The organism is Streptomyces microflavus, from assembly GCF_014650075.1.
GTDB classification, from domain to species: domain Bacteria; phylum Actinomycetota; class Actinomycetes; order Streptomycetales; family Streptomycetaceae; genus Streptomyces; species Streptomyces microflavus.
Window position 1 is genome coordinate 125,518 of sequence record NZ_BMUG01000014.1, and the last position, 21,954, is coordinate 147,471.

At 72.2% G+C, this 21,954-nt stretch carries 21 protein-coding genes; 13 read left to right on the forward strand and 8 right to left on the reverse strand.

Going from position 1 to position 21,954, the window contains the following annotated elements; all coding sequences use genetic code 11:
- Positions 1 to 82: 82 nt before the first annotated feature.
- From IE264_RS33095 to IE264_RS33105, 3 genes are all read right to left on the reverse strand, one after another.
- Positions 83 to 571, reverse strand: coding sequence for a GNAT family N-acetyltransferase (locus tag IE264_RS33095; protein WP_015606449.1), 489 nt, complete (start codon positions 569 to 571; stop codon positions 83 to 85).
- A 40-nt stretch (positions 572 to 611) separates the two neighbouring features.
- Positions 612 to 1,691 carry a DUF6397 family protein gene (locus IE264_RS33100; RefSeq protein ID WP_032760621.1) on the reverse strand — a complete coding sequence of 360 codons (1,080 nt, stop codon included), beginning with the start codon at positions 1,689 to 1,691 and terminating at the stop codon, positions 612 to 614.
- Between the two features lie 131 nt (positions 1,692 to 1,822).
- Positions 1,823 to 2,236, reverse strand: a complete 414-nt coding sequence (locus IE264_RS33105) for a roadblock/LC7 domain-containing protein (protein ID WP_015606451.1) — start codon at positions 2,234 to 2,236, stop codon at positions 1,823 to 1,825.
- A gap of 147 nt (positions 2,237 to 2,383) precedes the next feature.
- On the opposite strand from IE264_RS33105, the gene IE264_RS33110 reads away from it, so the two are divergent.
- The gene (locus tag IE264_RS33110) at positions 2,384 to 2,812 is read left to right on the forward strand and encodes a PPOX class F420-dependent oxidoreductase (protein ID WP_031125286.1); all 429 of its coding nucleotides are present in this window, start codon (positions 2,384 to 2,386) and stop codon (positions 2,810 to 2,812) included.
- Positions 2,813 to 2,836: 24 nt separating this feature from the next.
- Here the strand turns inward: IE264_RS33110 and IE264_RS33115 are convergent, their stop codons facing one another.
- Positions 2,837 to 3,472: a GTP-binding protein gene (locus IE264_RS33115; RefSeq protein WP_032760619.1), complete on the reverse strand. Its 636-nt coding sequence runs from the start codon at positions 3,470 to 3,472 to the stop codon at positions 2,837 to 2,839.
- 315 nt (positions 3,473 to 3,787) lie between these two features.
- On the opposite strand from IE264_RS33115, the gene IE264_RS33120 reads away from it, so the two are divergent.
- The 5 genes from IE264_RS33120 to IE264_RS33140 all read left to right on the forward strand — a co-directional run bounded on the left by IE264_RS33120 (position 3,788) and on the right by IE264_RS33140 (position 8,735).
- Positions 3,788 to 4,153, forward strand: coding sequence for an ArsR/SmtB family transcription factor (locus IE264_RS33120; protein ID WP_015606454.1), 366 nt, complete (start codon positions 3,788 to 3,790; stop codon positions 4,151 to 4,153).
- Positions 4,146 to 6,938: a magnesium-translocating P-type ATPase gene (mgtA, locus tag IE264_RS33125; protein WP_051822080.1), complete on the forward strand. Its 2,793-nt coding sequence runs from the start codon at positions 4,146 to 4,148 to the stop codon at positions 6,936 to 6,938. Before IE264_RS33120 ends, mgtA begins: the two co-directional genes overlap by 8 nt.
- 91 nt (positions 6,939 to 7,029) lie before the next feature.
- On the forward strand, positions 7,030 to 7,194 hold the full coding sequence (gene tatA / locus IE264_RS33130; RefSeq protein WP_015606456.1) for a Sec-independent protein translocase subunit TatA: 165 nt from the start codon (positions 7,030 to 7,032) through the stop codon (positions 7,192 to 7,194).
- A 219-nt stretch (positions 7,195 to 7,413) separates the two neighbouring features.
- Positions 7,414 to 7,989 carry a TerD family protein gene (locus IE264_RS33135; RefSeq protein WP_015606457.1) on the forward strand — a complete coding sequence of 192 codons (576 nt, stop codon included), beginning with the start codon at positions 7,414 to 7,416 and terminating at the stop codon, positions 7,987 to 7,989.
- Between the two features lie 146 nt (positions 7,990 to 8,135).
- Entirely contained in the window at positions 8,136 to 8,735 is a 600-nt protein-coding gene (locus IE264_RS33140) for a class I SAM-dependent methyltransferase (protein WP_015606458.1), read from the forward strand.
- A gap of 70 nt (positions 8,736 to 8,805) precedes the next feature.
- Here the strand turns inward: IE264_RS33140 and IE264_RS33145 are convergent, their stop codons facing one another.
- Positions 8,806 to 9,591, reverse strand: a complete 786-nt coding sequence (locus IE264_RS33145; RefSeq protein WP_032760615.1) for an alpha/beta fold hydrolase — start codon at positions 9,589 to 9,591, stop codon at positions 8,806 to 8,808.
- A 144-nt stretch (positions 9,592 to 9,735) separates the two neighbouring features.
- Here IE264_RS33145 and IE264_RS33150 point away from each other — a divergent pair, with 144 nt between their 5' ends.
- On the forward strand, positions 9,736 to 10,266 hold the full coding sequence (locus IE264_RS33150) for a PadR family transcriptional regulator (protein WP_032760614.1): 531 nt from the start codon (positions 9,736 to 9,738) through the stop codon (positions 10,264 to 10,266).
- On the opposite strand, the gene IE264_RS33155 is transcribed toward IE264_RS33150, so the two are convergent.
- Positions 10,246 to 11,154 (reverse strand): oxygenase MpaB family protein, encoded by a 909-nt coding sequence (locus IE264_RS33155; protein WP_032760613.1) that lies wholly within the window; start codon positions 11,152 to 11,154, stop codon positions 10,246 to 10,248. The two genes, IE264_RS33150 and IE264_RS33155, sit on opposite strands and share 21 nt — an antisense overlap.
- Positions 11,155 to 11,380: 226 nt before the next feature.
- Here IE264_RS33155 and IE264_RS33160 point away from each other — a divergent pair, with 226 nt between their 5' ends.
- Positions 11,381 to 12,295: a hypothetical protein gene (locus IE264_RS33160; protein WP_051822079.1), complete on the forward strand. Its 915-nt coding sequence runs from the start codon at positions 11,381 to 11,383 to the stop codon at positions 12,293 to 12,295.
- A 58-nt stretch (positions 12,296 to 12,353) separates the two neighbouring features.
- Here the strand turns inward: IE264_RS33160 and IE264_RS33165 are convergent, their stop codons facing one another.
- Positions 12,354 to 12,536 (reverse strand): tail-anchor membrane protein, encoded by a 183-nt coding sequence (locus tag IE264_RS33165; protein ID WP_015606463.1) that lies wholly within the window; start codon positions 12,534 to 12,536, stop codon positions 12,354 to 12,356.
- Between the two features lie 92 nt (positions 12,537 to 12,628).
- Positions 12,629 to 13,690 carry a fatty acid desaturase family protein gene (locus IE264_RS33170; protein WP_032760611.1) on the reverse strand — a complete coding sequence of 354 codons (1,062 nt, stop codon included), beginning with the start codon at positions 13,688 to 13,690 and terminating at the stop codon, positions 12,629 to 12,631.
- A 256-nt stretch (positions 13,691 to 13,946) separates the two neighbouring features.
- Between IE264_RS33170 and IE264_RS33175 the strand changes: the two genes are divergently transcribed.
- The 5 genes from IE264_RS33175 (at position 13,947) to exaC (ending at position 21,938) form a co-directional block, all read left to right on the forward strand.
- Complete coding sequence (locus IE264_RS33175) at positions 13,947 to 16,886, forward strand: SCO1167/SCO6262 family helicase (protein WP_032760608.1); 2,940 nt, start codon at positions 13,947 to 13,949, stop codon at positions 16,884 to 16,886.
- A complete protein-coding gene (locus tag IE264_RS33180; RefSeq protein WP_032760607.1) occupies positions 16,883 to 18,214 on the forward strand; it encodes an SWIM zinc finger family protein in 1,332 nt (443 codons plus the stop codon). Before IE264_RS33175 ends, IE264_RS33180 begins: the two co-directional genes overlap by 4 nt.
- Positions 18,215 to 18,343: 129 nt before the next feature.
- The gene (locus IE264_RS33185) at positions 18,344 to 18,925 is read left to right on the forward strand and encodes an N-acetylmuramoyl-L-alanine amidase (protein WP_015606467.1); all 582 of its coding nucleotides are present in this window, start codon (positions 18,344 to 18,346) and stop codon (positions 18,923 to 18,925) included.
- A 109-nt stretch (positions 18,926 to 19,034) separates the two neighbouring features.
- Positions 19,035 to 20,288, forward strand: coding sequence for a GAF domain-containing protein (locus IE264_RS33190; RefSeq protein ID WP_032760606.1), 1,254 nt, complete (start codon positions 19,035 to 19,037; stop codon positions 20,286 to 20,288).
- A gap of 126 nt (positions 20,289 to 20,414) precedes the next feature.
- Positions 20,415 to 21,938: an acetaldehyde dehydrogenase ExaC gene (gene exaC, locus IE264_RS33195; RefSeq protein ID WP_032760604.1), complete on the forward strand. Its 1,524-nt coding sequence runs from the start codon at positions 20,415 to 20,417 to the stop codon at positions 21,936 to 21,938.
- Positions 21,939 to 21,954: the final 16 nt, after the last annotated feature.

The window sequence follows — 21,954 nt, forward strand, 5'->3', positions numbered from 1 at the left end:
TCGCGCCACTGTCCGCCGCCGATGGCTCATGTGGTGGCCGGTGGCGCCCGCCGGGAGCGCCGCGCGGAAAGCTGCGGAGGTCTCAGAGGGCCTTGTGCATGATGTGCAGGCCCACATAGCCCTCGGTCGGGTGGTGGAACCCCTCCGGGAAGGTGCCGATCACCTCGAAGCCGATGGACTCGTACAGCTTGACGGCGTGGACGTTCGTCTCGACCACCGCGTTGAACTGCATCGCCCGGAAGCCAGACGTACGAGCCCACTCGACCGAGTACTCGCACAGGGCACGGCCCACCCCCTTGCCGGAATGGGCGGGGTCGACCATGTACGTGGCGCTGGCCACGTGCGAGCCGTTGCCCATGTGGTTCCGGTTCATCTTCGCCGTACCGAGAACCTCTCCCGCGTCGTCGACGGCGACGACCACGCGGTTCGGGGCTGCGACGTACCACCAGCCCTGTGCGTCCTCCTTGCCGAGGTCGAGCGGGTAGGTGAGGGTCTCGCCCGCGGCGACGATCGTGTGGAAGAACGGCCAGATGGCGGGCCAGTCCTCGGTGGTGGCTTCCCTGATCAACATGCGGACATGATGCCCGACTCGAACATCCGTCTGCGAATGGCTATCCGTCGCTCCGCCGACCCCATCCCAGCCTGGTCAGCAGCCGTTTCCGGCCCGGCTTCCGTACTCCGGTGGGCCTGTGCTCGGCAGGAGGCGACGGGAGCGTTGCCGACTCCACGACGGGCAGGGGCCGTGGTGGAGCCAAGCGCGGGGCGGGCGATAGTGCCGGCGACAGGGCGTGTGGCTGGGCGGAGGGCGGGGCGGGAGCCGTCCGCGCCTCGTGGTCGTCGCCCGGGTGCGGTGCCGGTCGCACCCCACGGGCGTGGTCCAGACCGAGGGTCAGGTTGATCCGCCGCCACAGGATCTCGTCGGGTTCGTCCGCCAGCATCAGCTCCCCCATCGTCTCTCTGGCCGCCACGGAGCCCGGCCGCCCGAAGACGGGCTCCGGCCTGACCCGTGCGAGATAGGCGCGTTCATAGGGGTCCTCCACCACCTCCGCCAGGTGGGCGGGGTCCAGTGCGGTCGCCTCGACCGCGGCCCGCGCCCAGGGGTCCCCGGTGCGGTCCAGCAGCCGCTCGATCCGCTGGGTACGCCAGTTCCGTGCCCTCCGGTCGGCGCCCGCCTCCAGCATCGTGCGCATCCCGAGAGGCGTACGGCCGGCGAGCAGCTCGGGCTCCCGCACCGCGAACGAGGCCAGCTCGTCGGCGAGATAGAGCCAGACCACCGCGCGATACCGGTTCAGATAGAACGTGACCGGCGAGACGCAGCCCGCTCGGGCCAGCCGGGTGAACCGTGCGGCGGCGATGCCCAGCAGAGCGGCGCCGTCCGCGGTGCCGACGGTGCGTACCCGCTCCGCCAACCCGTCGGGAAACCCCGGGTCTTCACGCAGACGCGCGACCTCCCGCTCGGGCACCCGCGGCCGCCCGCCGCCGGGCCCGGCGGTGACGGCGATCAGCCCGAGGTGCACGGCGAGCTCGAATTCGCTGCGCCGCAGCCCCAGTTCCTGCGCCGCACGGCCGGCGGCCACCGTGGCCGCGGGTGCTTCGGGCGAGGTGTGCGCGGCCTCGTCCCGGATCTCGTCCGTACCTAGGATCTGCTGTGCGTCCTCGGCCTGCGCGCGGATCGCTTCCTTGACCGTCATGACCGTCCTCCCCGTGAACCTCGAATACTCTCCGTGATCACGGTAGCCCGGCGGGGTCATATGCGGTCAGGCCTGTGGATAACTCCGTCCGGCCGAGGAAAGCCGCAGTTCGGACGGGTCCCGGAAGGATTTCAGAAAGGTTCGGCGCCCTCCGGCCCGCCCTGGCGGACGGAGACACCGAGGTGCTCGCCGACCCGGTTGACGAGCAGGGTCATCTCGTAGGCCACCTGCCCCACATCGGCTTCGGCCGCGGTCAGCACGGACAGGCAACTGCCGTCGCCGGCGGCGGTCACGAAGAGCAACGCCTCGTCGAATTCGACCATGGTCTGGCGGGCTCGCCCGGCCCGGAAGTGCCGCCCCGAACCACGCGCCAGGCTGTGCAGACCGGACGAGACCGCGGCCAGATGTTCGGCGTCCTCGCGGGCCAGGCCGGTGCTGGCTCCGGTGACCAGGCCGTCGTTCGACAGCACCAGTGCGTGTCGTATGTACTGCACCCTGCTGGTGAGATCGTCCAGGAGCCAGTCGAGTCCCCGGTCAAGCGCCATGTGCTCGTCCTCCCCGTGCCTTCATTCCCCGTACCCCGTGCCCTGCTACGCGCGTAAGCCTTGCGCACCGCCTCCGTACGGGCAAGCGCCCCCCGCCGCCCGGGGCGCCGCTTCGCGCCACACGGGCATCGGGCCCAGGATGAGCGCATGGCACATCACATGACCGATGAAGAATGGCGGGCCTTCCTCTCCGAGGGCACCCGCACCGCGAAGGTTTCGACCGTGCGGGCCGACGGCAGTCCGCACATCGCGCCCGTCTGGTTTCTGCTCGACGGCGACTCACTGGTCTTCAACACCGGCAAGAAGAGTGTGAAAGGCCGCAATCTGGAGCGCGACGGACGGGTCTCCCTCTGCGTCGACGACGACCGGCCGCCGTACGCGTTCGCCGTGGTTCAGGGGCATGCGGAGCTGAGCGAGGACCCCGAGGAGCTGGTGCGGTGGGCGACGCGGATCGCCGGGCGCTATGTCGCGCCGGAGGCCGCCGAGGAGTTCGGCCGGCGCAACGGAGTGGCCGGTGAACTGGTGGTGCGGGTGCGGATCGACAAGGTGATCGCCCTGGCCGACATGGCCGACTGACGGCCGCGTACCGGAGCCGGGCGGTCAGCCGACGGAGTCGAGAAGCCGGGCGGTGTGCATCCGTCCGGCGTACTCGACCGTACGGATCAGGACGTCTTTCCCGGAGTCCCGGTCGCGGGCGTCGCACAGCACGACAGGCGTGCCCCCGTCCAGGTCAAGGGCGTCGGACACATCGTGCGCCGCATAGGTGCGCGCCCCGGGGAAGCGGTTGACGGCGACGACGAACGGGATGCGCCGGCGCTCGAAGTAGTCGACGGCCGCGAAGCAGTCCTCGAGCCGTCGGGTGTCGGCGAGGACGACCGCTGCCAGGGCGCCTTCGGACAGCTCGTCCCACAGGAACCAGAATCGGTCCTGCCCCGGTGTGCCGAACAGATACAGCGTCAGACCGGCGTGGATGGTAATACGGCCGAAATCCATCGCTACGGTCGAGGTGGCCTTCCGCGCCACCCCTGCCGTGTCGTCCACTCCCTGTCCGGCCTCGCTGAGCGTTTCCTCGGTCCGCAACGGCCGGATATCGCTGACCGCGCCGACCAGGGTCGTCTTCCCTGCGCCGAAGCCGCCCGCCACCACAATCTTCAAGGCCATCGCGGTGTCGTCGTCCCGGTGGGTGTTCGGAGCGCTGTGCGTGCTGTGAGCGTTCTCGGCGTACTCAAAGGACATCGACCACTTCTCCCGCGAGTGAGCCGCACACCTTGGCGGAGCTCGGTTCAGCCGTTCGGACATCGCTTCGGCACAGCATGGCAACCGGCTGTGCGAGCCGAGCGGGTTGATCGTTCTTGATCGATGCGGATCCGGCCCGCCCACTCCTGCCGCATCTCGCCCCTCTTCTGGCCTCTTATGGCCCGCATTGCGCTCGGTGTGCCCCGATCACGGCCCCGAGCGATTTCGGCATGGCCTCTACACTGGTTTTTTCGGTCGCGGCAACGGACGTGGTGACGGGTCCGGGCGGGCGGCCCACGGACGGGAGAGACAAGAGTGTCGACAGGTACCGGCGGCGGTTTCCAGGATCCGCCCGCCGAGGTGCTGGCCGAGGCCGCGGCCGCGTTCGGACTCCTGGCGACACCGGCGAGGCTGCACATCGTGTGGGCGCTGGCCCAGGGGGAGAGCGATGTGACGGGCCTCGCCGAGCGGGTGGGCGGCACGCTCCCCTCGGTCAGCCAGCATTTGACCAAGCTCAAGCTGGCCGGTCTCGTGCGTTCGCGCCGCGAGGGCCGCCGGCAGGTGTACCTGGTCGACGATCCCGATGTGGTGACGGTCGTCCGGCTCATGGTCGGCCAGCTCGCCGAGCGGGCCGGGCACCCGGCCCAGGGGCTCGTCCGCCTGCGTGAGCTCGGTGCCTGAGGGCAGCGCAGCCGCGGGACCCGGCCGTACCAGCCCCGGCACTTCGGCCTCCGTGACACCGTTCCCGGCCGTCGGCACATCGCCGTCGGACCCCGTACCCGAGGTCGTCGGCACGGAGCTCGGCACCGCCGACCCGCCTCCCGGCACCGGACCGGACTCCCCGCAGGTGAAGACCTCCCTGCAGATACTGCGCTCGCTGGACAGCGGACCGCGCGGACTCGTGGAGGCGCGGGCGGAGGAGCGGCTCACCCGGTTCGGGGAGAACGTGCTGCCCGCCTGGCGCCCGGTCTCCCGGCCCCGGCGCTTCGTCCGCAGTCTCCGGGACCCCTTCACCTCCGTACTGCTCTGTCTGGGGCTGGTCTCCGCCGTCGTCTCCGCCTGGGGCACGGCCTGCGTGATCCTGGCCCTCGTCGGGGTCAGTTGCCTGCTGCGCTCGACCGAGGAGCACCGCGCCGACCGTTCGACGGCGGCGCTCAGGGAGCTGGTGGCGACCACGGCGACGGTGGTTCGCCGGGCCTCGGCGGACGCGGCGCCCCGGGAACGGGAAGTGCCGGTGGCCGACCTGGTGCCCGGCGATGTGATCCGGCTGGGTCCGGGCGATCTCGTACCGGCCGATGTGCAGGTGCTCCGGGCGGGTGGGCTCACGGTGCATCAGTCGGCGCTGACCGGGGAGTCGGCGCCGGTGGCGAAGCACCCCCTCGACGCACCGGACCCCGCGCTCGACGGGGCCGGGCCCTTCGCGCGGCCGCAGCTGTGCTTCCAGGGCAGCAGTGTGACGTCCGGCAGCGGTACCGCGGTGATCGTGGCCACCGGTGGGGATACCCGGTTCGCCGCCGCGCACGACGGCCGGGCCCGGCAGCGGGGTGCCAGCGCCTTCGACCGGTCGGTGCAGGGCATCTCCTGGACGCTGATCCGCTTCATGCTGCTGACCCCGCCGCTGGTGCTGATGGCCAATGCGGCGCTGCGCGGCCGGGGTCTGGAGACGCTGCCGTTCGCGGTGGCCGTGGCGGTGGGGCTCACCCCGGAGATGCTGCCCGTCATCGTCACCACCGCGCTCGCACGGGGTGCGGCCCGGCTCGCCCGTACCAGCGGAGTGATCGTCAAACGGCTGCCCGCCCTGCACGACCTGGGTGCCGTCGATGTGCTGTGCCTGGACAAGACGGGGACGCTGACCGAGGACCGGCCCGTGGTCGAAGAGGCCGTCGACGGCTCGGACCTGCCCGACCCCGGCGTACTGGGGTGGGCCGCGCTCAGCGCTCTGTGGACCCTCCAGCTGGCGGAGCTGCCCGCGCCGGACGCCCTCGACGAGGCGGTGCTGGACGCCGCCGACGAGGCCGGAGGGTGGGGGCCGTCCGCCGCGTACGAAGGTGTGGCCGCGCTGCCCTTCGATCCGGTGCGGCGGGTCGCGACCGCGGTGCTCCGGCGGCCCGGCCGGGTCGGCATCCACACGCTGGTGACCAAGGGTGCCGTGGAGGCGGTGCTCGAACGGTGTGCCCTGGACGGGGACGAGCGGGAGCGGCTGCTCGCCCTCGCCGGCCGGAAGGCGGAATCGGGGCTGCGTCTGCTGGCCGTGGCACGTGCCGACCGGCCCGCCCGGCCGGGCGCCTACACCCCGGCGGACGAGCGCGGTCTGACCTTCGTGGGCCTGGTCGCCCTGCGGGACGTCCCCACGCCGAGCGCCGCCGACGCCCTCGGCGTACTGGCCCGGCGGGGAGTGACCGTCAAGGTGCTGACCGGCGACCATCCGGGCACGGCGGCCCGCGTGTGCCAGGACCTGGGCCTTCGTACGGACGCGGTCGGCGGGGGCGACGGCATCGTCACGGCCGAGCTGGTGGACGCGCTGTCGGACGCGGAGCTGGCGCGGGTAGCGGACCGGGCGACGGTGTTCGCGCGCTGTACCCCCGAGCACAAGGCCCGGATCGTCTCGGCGCTGCGCGCCGCCGGGCACACGACAGGATTTCTCGGCGACGGCGTCAACGATCTGCCCGCCCTGCACGCGGCCGATGTCGGCATCTGTCCGCGCAACGCGGTCGATGTGGCGCGCGAGGCGGCCGACGTCGTGCTGGCGGAGAAGGACCTCACCGCGATCGACCGGGCGGTGCGGGAGGGCCGGCACAGCAGCGGGAACATCGCGACCTATCTGCGCATCACCCTCTCCTCCAACCTGGGCAATGTCATCGCCATGCTGACGGCCGGGCTGATGCTGCCCTTCCTCCCCATGCTCCCCGCGCAGGTGCTGGTGCAGAACCTCTGCTTCGACGCGGCGCAGCTCGCCTTCGCGTTCGACCGCCCGGCGGCTTCCGCCCTGCGGGGGCCCACCGTGCTGCGGTCCCGCGACTTCCTGCGCTTCATCACCGGCTTCGGACTGCTCAACGCCGCCGCCGACCTCGCCACCTTCGGCGTGCTGGCCCTCGCACTCCACAACGCGGCCGGGACGGACGGCGAGGCGGCGTTCCACGCCGGATGGTTCACCGAGAACCTGCTGACCCAGGCCCTCGTGCTGGTCCTGCTGCGGACGGGCCGCAGCGCCGCCGAACGCCGGGCCGGGGGTCCTCTGCGGGCCGCCGCGGCCGGACTCGCGGTGGTCGGTGTCCTGCTCCCGGTGACCCCGCTGGGGCCGTTGCTCGGGATGAGCGCCCTGCCCCCTCTCTACTACCTGTTGCTCGGCTCGGTGCTGGGCCTGTACGCGGTGGGGCTCACGGCGGCACGGAGGCGCTACGAACGGCACCATCCGGCCGGCGTGGAGCAGGAGCGGAGCGTACGGAAGGCCGGCGCGGAACTCTGAGGGGGCGGCCGTCCCGGCCCCACGGCACAGTTGTACAGTTGCGCAATGCGGCAACTGTTGCCGTGTCGACGGAGAGAAGGGCGGGACCAGAATGTTGCGCAACGGCCTGGAGCCCTGGCACCTGTTGATCCTGGCCGTCGTGGTGGTCGTGCTCTTCGGTTCGAAGAAGCTGCCGGACACCGCCCGCGCCCTGGGGAAGTCGATGCGCATCCTCAGGAGCGAGGCGAAGGCCATGAAGGACGAGGAAGCCCGCTGACCCCCGGGGGCCCGGCAACCCGGACCGGGCACTCGGCCGCCGTTCATTTCACGGCTTGCGCAATCCGGGAACCCAGAAGGCCGCATGGGGCGTTTCTACGAGTAGCGGCCACACGAGTGACAGCAACGCAGCACGCTTGACGGATGACAGATCGAGGGATCCACCGATTCGGCGATCACCGATCAGACGTGCGGACCGACGGAACACTGGAGGAAATTCATGGGTGTGAGCCTGGCGAAGGGCGGCAACGTCTCCCTGTCGAAGGAGGCCCCCGGCCTGACGGCCGTGACGGTCGGCCTCGGCTGGGACGTACGGACCACGACCGGAGCCGATCACGACCTGGATGCCAGTGCGCTGCTGTGCTCCGAGGCGGGCAAGGTCCTCTCCGACGGCCACTTCGTCTTCTACAACAACCTCACCAGTCCCGACGGTTCGGTCCGCCACACCGGGGACAACCTGACGGGTGAGGGCGAGGGGGACGACGAGTCGGTCGAGGTCGACCTGGCCTCGGTCCCCGCCGAGATCGCGAAGATCGTGTTCCCGGTCTCGATCCATGACGCCCAGAGCCGGGGCCAGAGCTTCGGCCAGGTGCGCAACGCCTTCATCCGCGTGGTGAACCGGGCGAACGGTGTCGAGCTGGCCCGCTACGACCTGAGCGAGGACGCCTCCACCGAGACCGCGATGGTCTTCGGCGAGCTCTACCGGCACGGCGCCGAGTGGAAGTTCCGGGCCGTCGGCCAGGGGTACGCATCGGGGCTCGCCGGCATCGCGTCCGACTACGGCGTCAACGTCTGACCGGAACGAGCTTTCTGACCGGGACGAGCTTCGGGCGCCCGGACGGCACTGCGAGTCGGGCGCCCGGCGGCCCCGCCGGGACCCGTGGGCCCGGGCCCGTGCTCCGTGGCGTTCCGTTCGGGCGTCGGCTGCGCGATCATGTCCGCATGGCCGATCACCACACCCACGTCCTGGACTTCTTCACCCCGCGCGCGGCCGGCTGGGACAGCCGCTTCCCCGACGACGGCCCGGCCTATGCCGCCGCGGCCGGTCTGCTCGGGCTGCGGCCCGGGGACGCCGTGCTCGACGCCGGCTGCGGAACCGGTCGCGCGCTCCCGGCCCTGCGCGCGGTCGTCGGTCCGCGTGGGACCGTGCTGGGCGCCGACCTCACCCCCGCGATGCTGGAGGAAGCGGCACGGGCGGGGCGTGGGGAGAGCGGCACGCTGCTCCGCGCCGACGTCGCACGGCTGCCGCTGCGCGACGGGGCGCTGGACGCGGTGTTCGGGGCAGGGCTGATCTCGCATCTGGCCCGCCCGGAGGCCGATATGACCGAGCTCGCCCGAGTGGTGCGGCCGGGTGGGGTGCTGGCCCTGTTCCACCCGATCGGCCGGGCCGCCCTGGCCGCGCGGCACGGGCGAGCCCTCACCGACGACGATCTGCGGGCCGAGCCCGTCCTGCGGGCTCTGCTGGCCGGTTCGGGGTGGCGGCTGGACTCCTACACCGACGAGGACGACCGCTTCCTCGCCCTCGCCGTACGCCGGTCCTGACGGACCACCAGCCCGGCCCCGGTCCCGTACACCAGCTCTCGCGGCGGTACGGGGGCGGCGCCCCGCATCCTCACAGGACGCTGCCCGCGACGGCTGCGGCCAGCACATCGGGGCGGTCGAACATGACGTTGTGCCCGGCCCCGGGCACCTCGATCACCCGCACGCCCGAGGCGATCAGCTCGGCGGCGCCGAGGAGTCCGCCGCTCAGCGTCCCCTGGAGGTAGCACCGCTCCGCCGGTGACTCCAGCAGCATCCGCCGGACCGTCGGGGCGGTCCCCCGGACCAGTCCGGTGGCCGAGCGGTGCAGTGCCAGCGGGTCCGCCAGGCGCATGGTCGCCGCCCAGGTGGGGCCGGAGCGCCGCAGGACCTCGGCGAAGCCGCCGCCATGGACGAACTCCTCCTCGGTGTACGTGGCGATGGAACTGCTGCCGGCGGTCGGCGGCGGGGCCGGGTCGAGGTTCGCCTCTGTGAGGACCAGGCCCGAGACGAGATCGGGGCGCCGGTGGGCGAGTACGACGGACACCGAGCCGCCCATGCTGTGCCCGACGATCAGGCCGCCACGGACACCCGCCGTGTCCAGGACCGCGGCGAGCGCGTCGGCGTGGTCCTCCAGCGTGTAGCCGAAGCCTGCGGGACGGTCGCTGATGCCGTGTCCGGGAAGGTCGACGAAGAGCGACCGGCGACCGGACAGGGCCGGGTGGGCCGCCACATGGGCGTGATAGACGGCCGACATCGCGCCCAGCCCGTGCACATAGACCGTGGCCGCCCCCGCGACGCCGCCGTCCCCTCCCCCGCTCCCGGCCGCCTCGGTCCACCTGATCAGACCGCCCCGTCCGTCGAACTCGACCTCGTACACCGCGTTCTCCCTTCGTCGCCCGGCGCCGGGCACACCGTGTGGCACCGGCCCGGCTCCACCGTCCGGTCGTGAACATACCTCGACACCGAGGTACTACGTCAACGGAGTACTATGTCGGCGAGGTATCGGCGATAGGATGCGGGAATGCTGGAGCTGGCCATCCTCGGATTCCTCTACGACACCCCACTGCACGGCTACGAGCTGCGCAAACGCCTCACGGCGCTGATCGGGCACGTGCGCCCCGTACCGGAGAGCACGCTCTACCCGGCGATCAAGCGGCTGGAGAAGGCGGGGCTGCTGGCACGGGAGACGCAGCCGGGTGCCACAGCAGCTCCGCGCCAGGTACTGACCCTCACCGGGCCGGGCCGGGCGCAGCTGCGCGACCGGCTGGCCTCCCCGGAGCGTGCGGACATCACCGACGAGAACCGGTGGTTCGTCCTGCTGGCCTTCCTCCGGCACCTTCCGGACCCCTCGGCGCAGGCGGATGTGCTGCGCCGGCGACTGGTGTTCCTGGAGGAACCCGCGAGCTTCTTCTACGAAGGTGACCGGCCGCTGCGCGCCGAGGAGATGGAGGACCCCTTCCGCAGAGGTGTCCTCACCATCGCGCGGGCGACCGGTGAAGCGGAACTCGGATGGCTGCGGACCACCCTGGAGTCACTCGACGGGCACGTCTGACGGCCGCCGATGGCCGGGAACCGGGCAGCCGCGGACGCCCGGGGTGGGGAACGTACCGAGCGCGGCGATCTCGTAGCCGTCCGAGTAGCCCTTGATCTCGGGGTTCTGGCGTGCGTAGTGCGGCTTGCGACGCGGCGGCAGGAGTCGCACGGCGCGGGCGCGCAGGCGAAGGGCGCCCCGGGTCAGCCCGCGGGCCACGGGTCCCGGGCGCTGGTAGCGGAATGCCCTCAGCAGTGAGTCGTCCAGGAGCGCGAGGCTGGCGCCTCGGACCACCGGGGCGAGCGGTGCCGGGTACCAGGAGGCCATGAGCGCCAGGGTGGCGTCGGAGACCCTGCGGGCTCCTTCGTCCCAGCCGAAGTGATCGCGCTCGTAGGTGTCGAGGGTGCGCTCGAAGTCCTCGTAGCTCTGCGGGAGGTCTTTGATCCCCATCCGGGCGCCCAGGGTGCGGTAGTAGGCGGCGAAGGCCCGCAGCTCGTGGTCGGAGAGCCGGCGCCAGCCGTAGTCGTCCAGCCAGCGCTTCGGGGTGACGACGAAGGTGCACAGGACGTAGCGCATGTCGTCGTTGCTGATGTCGTAGCTGCGGTGCATCTGGTTGATCCGGCGGACGGCGGTGCGGCCCTCCTCGGTGTCGAATCCGTGCTCCACCACGGTGTCGAGGAGCAGGGCGGTGTCGTCGTACCGCTTCTGCGAACGCCCCGTCAACTGTGCTGTCTCATCGAGGAGTCGGCCGATGCTGGGCACGGCATAGGTGCGGTAGAGGGCCAGTTCGAGGGCGCGGGTGATGTCCCAGGGGAACTCGTAGCTGACGGTGAGGCGGTAGATCTCCAGGAAGTCCCGTTCCGGGTCGAGTCGCTGAATGTCCTTCAGCCGGCCGTAGCGCTGAACCATGCTCTTCCCCTCGCTCGTCCGAAGGTTCAACCTTACGCGGATCGTCCCGTACGTCCCGGTCCTTCCCGGCCACAGTCACCCGGCCGGGGCGTCGGCGGTATCCGGCCCCCCGCCTCCCTTCAGGGCCTCGACGGCGGGGTTACCCACTGGTTAAGGTGCGCCGACGGACGACGCGAAGGGAGCCCGGGCGGCGGGTGGCCCCGCGATCGGGAATGAGGGGAACGCTGTGGCCGGTGCGGACGCCGACGACGCGCTGCTTGTGCTGACTGCGATGCTGCTGACCCCTGCCCGCTTCCCGAGTGTGCTGGGCGACGACTATGTGGCCGCGTGCGCCGCGCTCACCCTCGAACCGTACGAGGAGGGTTACGGTCTCGTCCTCGGCCAGGACGGCGAAGGGGCACGCTGGACGGTGGTCGTGGACGACGTCTCGCTGGTGGCCGTGGCCATCGCCGCGTGGGACTGCGGTATGGCGCACGACCTCTCGCCCGACGAGCGCTCCGTGGTGTGCGCGCTGCCCGGCTGGCCGCTGGCCCTGACTGTCGCGGCGCCCGGTGTGCCCGCCCCGCACGACCCGGAGACGGACGGGCTGGGCCCTGCGCCGCTGACTCCTCCGGACCCGGAGTCCTGGGGTCCCGCGCAACGGCGGCTCGGGGCCGACGAGATCGCGGAGCGGTGGGCGCTGTGGCGGGAGCAGATCGATGACGCGGCGTTCGTCCGGCCGGACGGCGAGCGGCGCGGGGAGGCGGCCGAGGGCCCCGGGAGCGACGGGGCGGGAAGCGAGAACAGCGGCGGGCCGGGGAGCGGCGACGAGCCGGGGAGCGGGAGCACGGTCGGAGGCGGGGGCGCGGAGTCCGGTGCCCCTGCGGCCGGTCACCACCCCGGCGTACGGCGGGCTCTGTCGGAGGCCGTCGCCTATACGAGGACTCCGCCGCCACCCGGCCGGATCCGCTCCGTCTTCGCCTCGGCCGACACGCGCACCCTGCGCGTCGACGGCCCGGGATGGTCGATGGTCGCCAGGACCGACGACATAGCGCTGATCCTGCTGGACGAGGAGCCGGGCGCGGTCCTGCCCGTCGGCCGCGGTCCTGCCCTGCCGGGCCTGCTGGAGGCTCTCGACGCACTGGCTCCGCATCCGGCGTGACCGCGGCCGGCGTGGCCCGCGATCCGGTGTCGGGGCCCGCTACGGGCGGGCCCCCGGCTCAGCGGCCGATCTCCTTGCGGTTGATCCTGCGGAGCCTGCGTCGCTGGGACGGGTCCAGCAGCAGATAGCCCGCGACGGGAACGCCGATCACCACCAGAAGCGCCCACCAGAATCCGATCAGGGGCCACAGGACGGCCGCAGCCACCACTCCCGCGACAGCGACCTTCGCACCGTTCGACATGGTCCACGCCTCCTTCGCGGCCGGCGCCGCTTCTGTCCTGTCAACGCGTCTGTGCGTCCTTACGTTCCCCCCACTGTCCCCCGTGACGCCCGTCAGCGCAGCGGCTCACCGACCTCGTGCATGTGAGCCAGCGCCTGCCGGTAGGACTCGACGAGTCCGGTTTCCGCGTACGGCATGCCGATGCTCCGGCAGTGCGCCTTGACCAGGGGCTGGGCCAGCCGCAGGTGGGGCCGGGGCATGCTCGGGAACAGGTGGTGCTCGATCTGGTAGTTCAGGCCGCCGAGGAACCAGTCGGTGAGGATCGCGCCGCGCACATTGCGCGAGGTCAGGACCTGGCGCTGCAGGTGGCCCCAGCGGTCGCCGTCCGGGTCGGGCATCTCCATGCCCTTGTGGTTGGGGGCGAAGGCCATTCCCAGGTGGAGACCGAACAGCGCGTGCAGCAGCAGGGCGAAGACGACGGCCTTGCCGGGGGACAGGGTGGTCAGCAGCAGGGTCGTGTACAGCGCGAGATGCGCGGTCATCAGCACGGCCGACACGGTCCGCTCCCCCGTCGGCTGGCGGCGCAGGTACTGGAACCCGTAGATCTTCAGCGCGATGCCTTCGAGCAGCAGCATCGGGAAGAACAGCCGGGCCTGGTTGCGGGTCAGCCAGCGGGCGAATCCTTCGCGCTGCGCCGCCTGCTTCTGGGTCCAGACCAGGGCGCCGACGCCGACGTCCGGGTCCTTGTCGACGTGGTTGGGGTTGGCGTGGTGACGTACGTGCTTGTCGTTCCACCACGCCTCGTTCATACCGAGGAGCAGGTTGCCGTGCACCAGGCCGATCAGCCTGTTGGCCTTACGGCCACCGGATATCTGGGAGTGGCCCGCGTCATGGGCGACGAACGCCGTCCGGGTCCACAGGACCGCCAGCGGAAGGGCCAGGAACAGGCTCCACCATGTGTCGCCCAGCAGGACGAACGCTGTGATCACCCCGCCCAGGGCCACCAGATTGGCCGCGATGCTCAACGCATAGCGGCCGGTGCGCCGTTCAAGGAGGCCCTGCCCCTTCACGGCACGCAGCAGCGGGGCGAAATCGCTGCCGGCACCGGAGGGCCCGGTCCGGTCCGAACTGCTGTCACCGGCGGGATCCGCAACGGTGGCTGTCGCCTGGGGCATGACGTCTCCGGTCTCTGGAACATATGCGCTGACCTCATAGAACGTACGGATCGGAGGCTCGCGACAGCCATGGCGCCACCACCCCGTTCTTCCTGGGGCAGACCCCCGTGCCCCAGGGTGGTGCTGGCTGCACCTACTCCACCGGAGAGAAGAAGAAGTGAGGCAGGTCACAGGAGGGAACCGCACGCGGCGACGTGGGGTGGAGTACCCTCGGCGACCCCGACCCACTAGTCAAATTTGAGGAATCTGACACGCTGTGCACCGGCACCCCGCGGCAACGCCTTCCGAGATTTCCGAGCTGTCCCGCTGCTCCGCGGTCTTCATCCCCGCGGATCCGTCCCGTACCGGCCTGATCGCCTTCTGGAACCCGGACGGTAGCACCCCTCCCGACGCGCCCGGGATCTCGTCGGAGCTCATCGTGGTCGGGGCCGACCTCCGGCGCCGTGCCGTGCCCGCCCTGCACCTTCCCGTACGGGAGGCCCTGCCGGTGCTGACACGGGCGCGGGCCGACAGCCAGGCCTCCCCCGCGACCGCCTTCTGGGGCGCCGCCGCACTGCTGGGCCTGCAGTTCGTCGCCCGGGGTCTTCTGCTGCCGGGCCTGAGCCCCACCGACCAGGACGCCTGGCGGGTCGGGCCGCTCGGCGCCGGGGACCTGGAGCGGATCCGGGAACTCGCGGCGTCGATGCCGCCCACCGCCCACGCGACCCCGCTGGAGAACGGCGCGACGGCGGACGGGCCGCTGCTGCTGCCCGAACCGGAGCGGCTGCTGCGGGCGTTCCTGGACGCGGTGGCGGACGGGCTGCCCCGGACGCCCGCCGCCGGGTTCGCCGCGGCGGGCCCCGCGTTCGCCGCACGGGAGCCGCAGCACCTGCCCGAGGGGCGGGCCTGGGCGGCCGATGTGGCGGCCGGTCACGACGCGGGCGTACGGCTCTCGTTGCGTATCGAGGTCACCGGAGCGGCATCGCCGATGGCCCAGGTCGCTGGAGCAGCCTCGCCGAGTACCGAAGCCCCTCTTCACGACGGTACGGGGCCTTCGTTCCGCGCCGTGCTGCAGATCCACAGCGTCAGCGACCCCTCCCTGGTCGCCGACGCGGCCGAGGTATGGGCGGGCGGCACGCGGAGCGCCGCGGCGTTCGGGCCGCGGGCCCGGATGGACGCCCTCCTCGCCCTGCGCCGCGCCGCCCGTGCCTGGCCGCCGCTGGCGCCGCTTCTGTCGGCCGCGGTGCCGGACGCGGTGGAGCCGGCCGACGAGGAGATCGCCGAACTGCTGGGGCCCGCCTCGCGCGCTCTGGCCGCCACGGGTGTGGAGGTGCACTGGCCCAAGGAGCTGGCGAGGAAGCTGACCGCACGCGCGGTGATCGGCCCGGCCGACGGACAGGACGCCGGCGGCGAAGAGGGGGACGGACAGCGGGGGCGGATCGCCGCGGACACCCCGTCGTTCCTGTCCGCCGACGCCCTCCTCGCGTTCGACTGGCGGTTCGCCCTGGGCGACCAGCAGTTGAGCCGCGAGGAGCTGGAGCGGCTCGCGGAGTCGAGCAGGCCGATCGTTCGGCTGCGCGACCAGTGGGTCCTCATCGACCCGGAGGAGGCGCGGCGGGCCCGGGAGACCCAGGACCGCAAGATCACGCCCATGGACGCGCTGGGCGCGGCGCTGACCGGCTCCACCGAGGTGGACGGGCGCCGGGTGGAGGTCGCGGCGACCGGCTGGCTGGAGCAGTTGCGAAAGCGCCTGGCCGATCCGGAGTCCGCCGCCCAGCAGTCGGTCGGCCAGCCCGAGGCGCTGACCGCGACACTGCGCGACTATCAACTGCGCGGTCTGAACTGGCTGAACACCATGACCTCGCTCGGCCTCGGCGCCTGCCTCGCCGACGACATGGGCCTGGGTAAAACAATCACCCTCATCGCCCTGCATCTGCACCGCCAGAGCGACCGGGACGCGGCCGGGCCGACGCTGGTGGTGTGCCCGACCTCGCTGATGGGCAACTGGCAGCGGGAGATCGAGCGGTTCGCCCCGGGCACCCCCGTACGCCGCTTCCACGGCGCGTCGCGTTCCCTGGAAGGGCTGGTGGACGGCGAGTTCGTCCTGACGACGTACGGCACGATGCGCCTCGACGCGCCCCGGCTGGCCGCCGCGTCCTGGGGCATGGTCGTCACCGACGAGGCCCAGCACGTCAAGAACCCGCACTCGGCGACGGCCAAGCAGCTCCGCACCATCGGCGCCCGGGCCCGTGTGGCCCTCACCGGCACCCCGGTGGAGAACAACCTGTCCGAGCTGTGGGCGATCCTGGACTGGACGACGCCGGGGCTGCTGGGCCGGCTCTCCACCTTCCGTACCCGGTACGCGGCCGCCGTCGAGGGCGGCAACGACCCGGGGGCAGCCGAGCGGCTCGCGACCCTGGTGCGCCCGTTCCTGCTGCGCCGCCGCAAGTCGGATCCGGGGATCGCCCCGGAGCTGCCGCCGAAGACGGAGACCGACCGGGCGGTGTCGCTGACGGCCGAACAGACCGGCCTGTACGAGGCGGTGGTCCGCGAGACGCTGGCCGAGATCTCCGGCGCGGACGGGTTCGAGCGGCGGGGGCTCGTGATGAAGCTGCTGACGGCGCTCAAGCAGATCTGCAACCATCCGGCGCAGTACCTGAAGGAGGAGCGGCCCCGGATCGCGGACCGCTCGGGGAAGGTCGAGCTGCTGGACGAGCTCCTGGACACGATCCTGGCCGAGCAGGGATCCGTACTCGTGTTCACGCAGTACGTACAGATGGCCCGGCTGCTGGAGGAGCATCTGGCCGCGCGCGGGGTGCGTACGCAGTTCCTGCACGGCGGTACGCCGGTGGCGCGGCGCGAGGAGATGGTGAACCGCTTCCAGGCGGGCGAGGCTCCGGTGTTCCTGCTGTCCCTGAAGGCGGCGGGGACCGGGCTCAACCTCACCCGGGCCGGTCATGTCGTGCACTTCGACCGCTGGTGGAATCCGGCCGTGGAGGCACAGGCGACGGACCGGGCCTACCGGATCGGGCAGACCCAGCCCGTCCAGGTGCACCGGCTGATCGCCGAGGGCACGATCGAGGACCGGATCGCCGAGATGCTCGCCCGGAAGCAGGGGCTCGCGGACGCGGTGCTCGGCTCCGGGGAGGCGGCGCTGACCGAACTCACAGATGCGGAACTGGCCGATCTGGTCGAGCTGCGAGGGGGCGCACGATGAGCGACGACTACGAGGCGGACGCTGCCGACGGTGGCAGTGGAGCGGACCGGGCCGAGGTCACGTTCGCGCCGCTGCCACCGCCAGGGGGCAAGGGTTTCGCGACGTCCTGGTGGGGCCGGGCGTGGCTGAAGGCGCTGGAGGACACGGCTCTGGACGGCGAGCAGCTCAAGAAGGGGCGGCGGCTGGCCAGGGAGGGCTGCGTCGGGGCGGTCTCCGTGCGCCCCGGCCGGATCACGGCCGTCGTACGGGACCGGGACGGGACGGGCTACCGGAGCGATGTGCTGCTCCAGGAGTTGAGCGACGACGCGTGGGACCGCTTCCTGGACATGGCGGTGGACCGGGCCGGGCACATCGCGGCGCTGCTGGACCGGGAGATGGAGCCGCACCTGGTGGAGGACGCGGCGGGTGCCGGGGTGGATCTGCTGCCCGGTATCGGCGACCTGGAGCCGGAGTGCACCTGTGGAACCTGGGACCACTGCCCGCATTCGGGTGCCCTGTGCTACCAGGTGGCGCGGCTGCTGGACGAGGACCCGTTCGTCCTGCTGCTGATGCGGGGGCGCGGCGAGCGGCGGCTGCTGGACGAGCTCCAGGTCCGCAGTGCCGCCCGTGCGGTGCGGGGTGCGGAGGGCGACGCCCCGGAGGACGTGGACCGGGAGGTGTACGGGGTTCCGGCCGGTGAGGCGTACGCGGCGGGCTCCATACTGCCGCCGCTGCCCGGCCCGCCGCCGGTCCCCGCCGAGCCGGGGGTGCCGCCGTCGCTGGACACGGAGGCGGGTCCCGCGCCCGGCCTCGACCCGGCCGCGCTGGAGGTCCTGGCCGCCGACAGCGCCGTACGGGCCCACCGGATGCTGCTGGAGGCGCTGGCTCCGGGGCACGAACGGCAACCGGTCCCGGCGGAGCTGACGCCGGAGCAGGACGCGGTACGGCTGGCCGCCGACGCCCGGCCGGAGCCCTGGATCGCGACGCGGCTGGCCAAGGGGTCCGGGCGGCCGCGCGCCGAGCTGGAGTCGGCGGTGCGCGCCTGGCGCTACGGAGGGGCCGCCGCGCTGGCGGTGCTGGACGAGGAGTGGGACCCGGACCCGGACTCCCTCGCACGGGCCCGTGGACGGCTCGCCACGGCCTGGGAGGAGGGCGAGCGGCCGCAGTTGCGGGCGGTGCGGGCCCGCTGGACGGTGGCGGTCGCCGACCTCCAGCTCCGGTACGACCGCGACGGCCGGTGGTGGCCGTACCGCAAGGAGGGCGGCCGCTGGGTGCCCGCAGGGCCGGCGGACGACGACCCCGCGAGTGCGCTGGCGGGGGCGGTCGCGGGGGCTTCGGCCGGGGGCTGAGGCTGGTCGGCGGGCGTGGGGAGCGGGAACCGGCGCCTTCTTCGTGACGTCATCACCCTGAGACGGCTTCGGCCTCCTCTTTCCCTCACGCGTCAGCCATAAGGCAACCCCGGCCTCCACAGGAGTGCGATGCACCGCAGAAGGCTCCTGCAGGGAGCCGCCGTCACCGCGGCGGCGGCTCTGGTTCCGGCGTCCGCACGGGCCGTGGCGGTCCCGGCCGGCGCCGCGGACCACCCGACGGCTCTCTGGGCACCGGCCCACACGGCGAACTACACCGTCCCCTCGCACCCTTCCGAGCGCCGGATCGACCGTGTCGTCATCCACGTCGCCCAGCAGATGTTCACCCCGACGATCGGCATCTTCCGCGATCCGGCCAAGCAGGTCTCCGCCCACTACGTGGTGCGTTCCGGTGACGGTCATGTCGCGCAGTGCGTGAGGGAACAGGACATCGCCTGGCATGCGGGCAACTGGGACGTCAACACCCGCAGCATCGGCATCGAGCACGAGGGGTGGGTGGACCGGCCGGAGTACTTCACCCCCGTCATGTATCTGCGCTCGGCACGGCTCACCGCGGACATCTGCGAACGGCACGGCATACCCAAGGACCGGGCGCACATCATCGGCCACCACGAAGTGCCGGGCAGCGACCACACCGACCCCGGTGTCCTCTGGGACTGGGAGCGCTACCTCCGGCTCGTCAGCCTCTCCTGAGCGCCCGCCGATTACCCACCGCAGCCAGGTTGTCGCGGAGACCGGTGGCGACGACGATGGGGAGGCGGGACGGCCGGACGGCCCCGGACGGCCCCGGACGGAGGGTGAGTTGACGGACCCCTGGGTGGCTCTGGCCGCTGATACGGACCCCGGTGAGCAGGTGGGTGCGCTGCGCCGCGCGCACGAGGTGTTCACGTCGGCGGGCCGGCTGGAGCGGCCGGTCCGCACGGTGGTCGGCGAGTCCTGGCTCCGCTCGGCACGGGCCCGCGTCAGCCCGGACGGCGCGCCCGCGGTGGAGTTCGGTGCGGACGAGCTGGGGCCCTACCGCGAGGCGCACCCGCTGGCCCGGGCGATGCCCGTGATCCGCGAGCTCATGGGCGCGTACGCGACGGACGGGGAGCATCTGCTGGCGGTCTGCGACGCCCACGGCAGGCTGTTGTGGGTCGAGGGCCATGCGGCGGCCCGCCGCCGGGCGGGCGCGATGAACTTCGTGGAGGGCGCCCGCTGGGCGGAGAGCGTGGCCGGGACCAACGCGCCGGGCACGGCCATCGCGGTCGACCGCCCGGTGCAGGTCTTCGCCGCCGAGCACTTCCTGCGCCCGGTGCAGCAGTGGACGTGCGCGGCGGCCCCCCTGCACGACCCGCACACGGGCCGGGTGCTGGGGGCGGTGGACATCACCGGCGGCGACCGGCTGGCGCACCCGCACAGTCTGGCCTTCGTGCAGGCGGTGGCGCGGGCCGCCGAGTCGCAGCTGGCGCTGCTCGCACCGGCGGCGGACCGGGGAGCCGTCCGGCTGAGCGCCCTGGGCCGGGACGAGGCGCTGCTGGTGACCGGGGACCGCAGGATCCGGCTCAGCAGGCGGCACAGCGAGATCCTCGTCGCCCTGGCCCGCCGCCCGGAGGGGCTGAGCGGGGAGGAGCTGCTGATCGATCTGTACGAGGACGAGTCGGCGCCCCCGGTGACGTTGCGGGCCGAACTCTCCCGGCTCAGGAGGCTGCTGGGCCCGGACCTGCTGCACTCGCGCCCGTACCGGCTGGCCGCTCCGGTGGACGCCGACTTCGACACGGTGGCGCGCCGACTGGGTTCCGGGGCGGTGGCGGCGGCACTGGAGGCGTACGCGGGCCCGCTGCTGCCGGGTTCGCGGGCCCCTTCCGTCGTACGGCTGCGCCACCGCATCGCGGACCAGTTGCGAGCCGCGCTGATCGCCCGAAGCGATCCGGGGCTACTGGCCGACTGGGCGTACAGCCCCTGGGGCGAGGACGACCTGGCGGTGTGGCGGGCGCTGGCGGGTGCGGTGCCGGAGGGGCAGCGGCCCGCGCTGCTGGCGAGGGTGCGGGGGCTGGACGCGGAGCAGGGCGGCTGAGGCCGGGCCGCCGCGGGCCGCGTAAGCGGCTCCCCGTACCGCAACGGTGTTGCAACGTCTCTCCTCCTAGCCTCGCGCCGAGGGCCGTCCAACGGCGGGCGGCACCGGATCCGGGAGGCCATAGAGATGACCCGTTACGCTGCGCCGGGCACTGAGGGCGCGATCGTCACGTACGCGTCCCGCTACGACCACTGGATCGGCGGCGCGTACGTCCCGCCGGTCCGGGGCCAGTACTTCGAGAACCCGAGCCCCGTCAACGGCCGCCCCTTCACCGAGATCGCCCGTGGCACCGCCGAGGACGTCGAACTGGCCCTGGACGCGGCGCACTCGGCCGCACCCGCGTGGGGAACGACCTCCGCGGGCGACCGGGCGGCCGTCCTGAACCGGGTCGCGGACCGTATGGAGGCGCATCTTGAGGAGCTGGCGGTCGCCGAGAGCTGGGACAACGGAAAGCCGGTGCGCGAGACGCTGGCCGCCGACATCCCGCTGGCCATCGACCACTTCCGCTACTTCGCGGGGGTCCTCCGGGCCCAGGAGGGCTCGCTCAGCGAGCTGGACGAGGACACCGTCGCGTACCACTTCCACGAGCCCCTGGGCGTGGTCGGCCAGATCATCCCGTGGAACTTCCCGATCCTGATGGCCACCTGGAAGCTCGCCCCGGCGCTGGCCGCGGGCAACGCGGTGGTGCTCAAGCCGGCCGAGCAGACTCCGGCGTCGATCCACTTCTGGATGAGTCTGGTGGCCGATCTGCTGCCGCCGGGCGTCATCAACATCGTCAACGGCTTCGGCGAGGAGGCCGGAAAGCCGCTGGCCTCCAGCCCGCGCGTCGCGAAGATCGCGTTCACCGGTGAGACCACGACGGGGCGGCTGATCATGCAGTACGCCTCCGAGAACCTCAAGCCGGTCACGCTGGAGCTCGGCGGCAAGTCGCCGAACATCTTCTTCGACGACGTCTCCCGCAGCGACGACGACTTCCTCGACAAGGCCCTCGAAGGGTTCACGATGTTCGCCCTCAACCAGGGCGAGGTGTGTACGTGTCCCTCGCGCGCCCTCATCCAGCGCGGGCACTACGGCGCGTTCCTGGAGGCCGGGGTCGCCCGCACCGAGAAGATCGTGCCGGGCAACCCCCTGAACACCGACACGATGATCGGTGCGCAGGCGTCCGACGCCCAGCTCCAGAAGATCCTCTCCTACCTGGAGATCGGCCAGCAGGAGGGCGCGAAGATTCTCACGGGCGGTCAGCGCATCGAGCACGGCGGCGAACTGGCGGGCGGCTACTACGTGCAGCCGACGGTCTTCGAGGGCGACAACCGGATGCGGGTCTTCCAGGAGGAGATCTTCGGCCCGGTCGTGGCGGTGGCCTCCTTCACCGACTTCGACGACGCCATCACGACGGCCAACGACACCCTGTACGGGCTCGGGGCCGGCGTGTGGACCCGCGACACCAACACGGCCTACCGGGCGGGGCGCGCCATCAAGGCGGGCCGGGTCTGGACGAACTGCTACCACGCCTATCCCGCGCACGCGGCGTTCGGAGGCTACAAGGAGTCGGGCATCGGCCGGGAGAACCACAAGATGATGCTGGAGCACTACCAGCAGACGAAGAACCTTCTGGTGTCCTACTCGCCGAAGAAGCTGGGCTTCTTCTAGGCACCGCAAAAGGGCG

Bases quoted from the DNA above. Each gene is read 5' to 3' on its own strand.
- IE264_RS33095 (WP_015606449.1), bottom strand. From the start codon at position 571: ATGTTGATCAGGGAAGCCACCACCGAGGACTGGCCCGCCATCTGGCCG.
- IE264_RS33100 (WP_032760621.1), bottom strand. From the start codon at position 1,691: ATGACGGTCAAGGAAGCGATCCGCGCGCAGGCCGAGGACGCACAGCAG.
- IE264_RS33105 (WP_015606451.1), bottom strand. From the start codon at position 2,236: ATGGCGCTTGACCGGGGACTCGACTGGCTCCTGGACGATCTCACCAGC.
- IE264_RS33110 (WP_031125286.1), top strand. From the start codon at position 2,384: ATGGCACATCACATGACCGATGAAGAATGGCGGGCCTTCCTCTCCGAG.
- IE264_RS33115 (WP_032760619.1), bottom strand. From the start codon at position 3,472: ATGTCCTTTGAGTACGCCGAGAACGCTCACAGCACGCACAGCGCTCCG.
- tatA (WP_015606456.1), top strand. From the start codon at position 7,030: ATGTTGCGCAACGGCCTGGAGCCCTGGCACCTGTTGATCCTGGCCGTC.
- IE264_RS33135 (WP_015606457.1), top strand. From the start codon at position 7,414: ATGGGTGTGAGCCTGGCGAAGGGCGGCAACGTCTCCCTGTCGAAGGAG.
- IE264_RS33140 (WP_015606458.1), top strand. From the start codon at position 8,136: ATGGCCGATCACCACACCCACGTCCTGGACTTCTTCACCCCGCGCGCG.
- IE264_RS33150 (WP_032760614.1), top strand. From the start codon at position 9,736: ATGCTGGAGCTGGCCATCCTCGGATTCCTCTACGACACCCCACTGCAC.
- IE264_RS33155 (WP_032760613.1), bottom strand. From the start codon at position 11,154: ATGGTTCAGCGCTACGGCCGGCTGAAGGACATTCAGCGACTCGACCCG.
- IE264_RS33165 (WP_015606463.1), bottom strand. From the start codon at position 12,536: ATGTCGAACGGTGCGAAGGTCGCTGTCGCGGGAGTGGTGGCTGCGGCC.
- IE264_RS33170 (WP_032760611.1), bottom strand. From the start codon at position 13,690: ATGCCCCAGGCGACAGCCACCGTTGCGGATCCCGCCGGTGACAGCAGT.
- IE264_RS33180 (WP_032760607.1), top strand. From the start codon at position 16,883: ATGAGCGACGACTACGAGGCGGACGCTGCCGACGGTGGCAGTGGAGCG.
- IE264_RS33185 (WP_015606467.1), top strand. From the start codon at position 18,344: ATGCACCGCAGAAGGCTCCTGCAGGGAGCCGCCGTCACCGCGGCGGCG.
- exaC (WP_032760604.1), top strand. From the start codon at position 20,415: ATGACCCGTTACGCTGCGCCGGGCACTGAGGGCGCGATCGTCACGTAC.